General features: G+C 65.6%; 2 protein-coding genes and 2 pseudogenes. 1 reads left to right on the forward strand and 3 read right to left on the reverse strand.

Going from position 1 to position 3,347, the window contains the following annotated elements:
- A pseudogene (locus tag ACTXPP_RS13970) lies at positions 1-552 on the reverse strand (IS3 family transposase); the annotation flags it as partial.
- A gap of 394 nt (positions 553-946) precedes the next feature.
- Positions 947-1,888 carry a GlxA family transcriptional regulator gene (locus ACTXPP_RS13975; RefSeq protein ID WP_301520963.1) on the reverse strand — a complete coding sequence of 314 codons (942 nt, stop codon included), beginning with the start codon at positions 1,886-1,888 and terminating at the stop codon, positions 947-949.
- Positions 1,889-1,995: 107 nt separating this feature from the next.
- Here ACTXPP_RS13975 and ACTXPP_RS13980 point away from each other — a divergent pair, with 107 nt between their 5' ends.
- Positions 1,996-2,307 carry a putative quinol monooxygenase gene (locus ACTXPP_RS13980; protein WP_443342701.1) on the forward strand — a complete coding sequence of 104 codons (312 nt, stop codon included), beginning with the start codon at positions 1,996-1,998 and terminating at the stop codon, positions 2,305-2,307.
- A 759-nt stretch (positions 2,308-3,066) separates the two neighbouring features.
- On the opposite strand, the pseudogene ACTXPP_RS13985 reads toward ACTXPP_RS13980, so the two are convergent.
- Positions 3,067-3,347 (reverse strand): annotated as a pseudogene (locus ACTXPP_RS13985) (integrase core domain-containing protein); the annotation flags it as partial.

A 3,347-nucleotide genomic window follows, 5' to 3' on the forward strand; every position in this document is an offset into this window, starting at 1 on the left:
CGCCAGGTACAGCCAGCCCTCACCGGTGCGCAGGTAGGTGATGTCTGAAATCCAGACGCGGTTGAGCCCGCCCTGGCCCCAGCCTCTCTTGACCCGGTCAGGGATCTTGTAGGTGTCCACACCGGGGATCGTGGTCACCGGGGTGAACTTCTTCGGACTGATGCCCTCCAGGCCCTGGCGCAGCATCGATGTCGCGACGGTCTTCCGGTCAACGAAGGTCCCCTCACAGGCGAGCTGGGCGTGGACTCTGGGAGCTCCGGAGACGTCATCGGACTCGGCGAAGACCTTGCGGACCTTCACATCGAGTTCGTCGCGTGCACGGCGTTGTGTGCCGGGTTCTGCGGCCTGCCGTTTCGTCCAGGCGTAGAACCCTGACCGGGACACTCCCAGGAGTCGCGCCATGCGAGTGAGCCTGGTCAGTTCGCCTTCTCCGCGGTCATCAGTTCGTACCGTTCGTCGGTCGTTGGCAAGGCTCGCGAAGAAGGCTGCTGCTTTTCCCAGGAACTCGTTGTCCTTGTGCAGCTCGGCGACCTGGCGGCGCAGGGCTTTGAGGGCTCTTCCCAGATGAGGGTGTAGGTCGGCCGGGCGCGTCGGTCCGCACATAGGCGTCGAGATCTCCCGACGACGGAGGTTCCTACGCCATCCATCCGAAAGACCTCGACGTGTCCGACGCTACCCCGCCGGCCGGCTTCGGCCGCCCTGACCTGACCGCCTTCGCGTCTTATCCCAATCGACTCTGATCGGGTCTGCTGATCCTCTCGACGAGAACGCAGCGACATCACAGCCACCCAACCCCGACCGTCCGGGAAGCCGGGACACGTCACATGGCCTGTGCTGCGGGCGTGTCGAGTGGGTCGTCCAGGGGCGACGCAGGAGCGTCGACGCGACGTGCTGAGAGGTGGTTTAAGTCGAGCACTAGCACACCGGCTACAGGCATGGCGATAGGTCAGGAACGGCGTCGCTCCCTACGCAGGAGGGCGCGCAGAGTCTCGGCGTTCGCGTAGCCGACCCGTAGCGCGATCTCGGCGGAGGTGAGGTCCGTGGTTGCTGAGAGGTGCCGAGCTCGTTCGATGCGAAGCTGTTGGACGAAGCCGAGCGGAGTGAGGTTGAGCGCCGCACGGACTCGTCGTTCGAGGGTGCGCCGGCTGGTGCCGAGCGACTGCGCGACGAAGGCGACGTTGAACGGTTCGTCCAGGCGGGCGCGCACGAAGCGTTCGAACTCGACGACGATCGGGTCCTCGTGCCGGAGATGTTCGTAGGCGACGAAGGCCGCCTGCGACGGGCGCTCGTCGATGATGAGGAGCTTGGCGACATGTTGGGCCAGGTCGGGGCTGATCGATCGCACGAGTGAGAGCGCGAGGTCGATGTGGGCGAACGCGGCGCCGGCGGTGACGAGGTTCCCGTCGACCACGACCATGGTGTCGAGATCGAGGGCGACGGTCGGATAGCGCTTAAGGAACTCCGGCCCCAGGAACCAGCTGGTCGTCGCCCGCCGATGATGCATCCGTCCGGTCTCGGCGACAGCGAACACGCCGGTGCACGCCGCGGCGATCCGGGTGGTCGCCTCGTCGAGGCGCCCGAGCGAGGCGATGACCGAACGAGCATCTCGGCTGTGGAGGGCGTCGTTGGTAGCGGCGGCCGTAAGGGTTCCAAGCGCAGGGACGACGACCACGTCGAACTCTGCGGACTCCGACAGCGGGTGGTCCACCGACAGGGTCATCGATGCCGTCGTGGTCACTCGCCGTTTCGGTCCGAGGATGGCGAGTTTGATCGGGTCGATCCGCGGGTCGACATCGCCGCGGGCTCCGTCGGCCACCCGCACGATGTCGATGATCGACGCGATAGCCGAACCGAAGCAGCCGTCGATCGCGATCAGTCCGATACGCATGACGTAAACAATAGCAATACTGTCGTATACGCCACTTCCCACCGGCCCTCGCTCGTCATAAGCTGAACTCGTCCCACGAAGAACCCCGACTTCAAGGAGAGTCCCCAATGTCCACACCCGCATCACTTCCGTATGCCTTCGTCGCCAAGATCGTCGCGGCCGATGGACAGCACGACGCGCTCGCCGATCTGCTCGCCGGCGCTGTCGCACTCGCCAACGAAGAAGTAGGAACGATTGTCTGGTTCGCGGTCAGGACCCACGCCGACACCTTCTGGATCTTCGATGCATTCCCCGACGAGGCCGCTCGCGACGCCCACGCCAACGGCGCCATCGTCGCAGCCCTGATGTCCAACCAGCACCTCCTCAGCGCAGCACCCGAGATCCTGGCGGCCGACGTCCTCGCGTCCAAGCTCCCGTAGTCCGCCAACCCACGAGACGATCGCGCCCCGCCGAGCCGTCGCCAGGTCGCGACGCAACGCCATGCTGCGTTGCCGAGCGGTGCGAGGCCTATCGGCATACGGACAGGATGCCGGCCGCGAGCGCTCAGCCGGCGAGGGGTCCGTCCCAGAGGAGAGCGACGTCGGTGTCGGGCAGAGCCGTGAGGCCAGCGCATCGCGCGACCACCAGAACCGAACCGCCCTTGCCCTGCGTTTCCGCAGGTCAGGGGCTGTTCGCCGGAGCCGCCTGTCGGAATCGAACCGACGACCTAATCACGTCGGCTTTGCGTCTATCGCTTGATGCGCCCACTGGGCGAACGAGCCGCTTACCTGCGCAAAAGCCGAGCGTGGGGGACGCCGCCATCCGGTGGTGACCGACGACGATCGACCAGTACCGACCGTTTCACCGGAGCTTGCGGCGGCGTCGAAGCCGAGCAAGCTCCATTCCTTTAGCTCACCGCGCCCTCCTCCTCGCCGGTCCCGTCGTCGTCGAAGACGTTTCAGGGGTCTTCTCAGATGACGGTGTAGGTCGGCCGGGCGCGTCGGTCCGCAGATAGACGTCGAGATCTCCCGACGACGGAGGTTCCTACGCCATCCATCCGAAAGACCTCGACGTGTCCGACGCTACCCCGCCGGCCGGCTTCGGCCGCCCTGATCTGACCGCCTTCGCGTCTTATCCCAATCGACTCTGATCGGTGCTGTTGCAAAGTGGAGCGGGCGGTGCCCGGACGCTGATCGAGAAGGCGGTACATACCCCAGCGACGAGTGCAGCCGTCGACGGTTGTAGACCACCTCAATCCGCCGGGCGACAGCCTGGCGTGCCTCGGCCCGGGTGGGCCAGGTGTGCCGGTCGTAGAATTCGGTTTTCAACGTGGCCCACACACTTTCGGCCATCGCATTGTCTTAAGCCACACCCCGGTTCTACCCACCGACTGCAGCACCTGCAGATCCTGGCACACCCGGTGCAGGGCCTGACCCCCGTGTGGTGGACACCCAACCCCCAGCAGTGAGTTGGGGAAGAT

Source organism: Candidatus Corynebacterium faecigallinarum (assembly GCF_052264515.1).
GTDB classification, from domain to species: domain Bacteria; phylum Actinomycetota; class Actinomycetes; order Mycobacteriales; family Mycobacteriaceae; genus Corynebacterium; species Corynebacterium faecigallinarum.

What these genes read in the sequence shown, in the direction of transcription:
- ACTXPP_RS13975 (WP_301520963.1), bottom strand. Translation starts at nt 1,888, where the DNA reads ATGCGTATCGGACTGATCGCGATCGACGGCTGCTTCGGTTCGGCTATC.
- ACTXPP_RS13980 (WP_443342701.1), top strand. Translation starts at nt 1,996, where the DNA reads ATGTCCACACCCGCATCACTTCCGTATGCCTTCGTCGCCAAGATCGTC.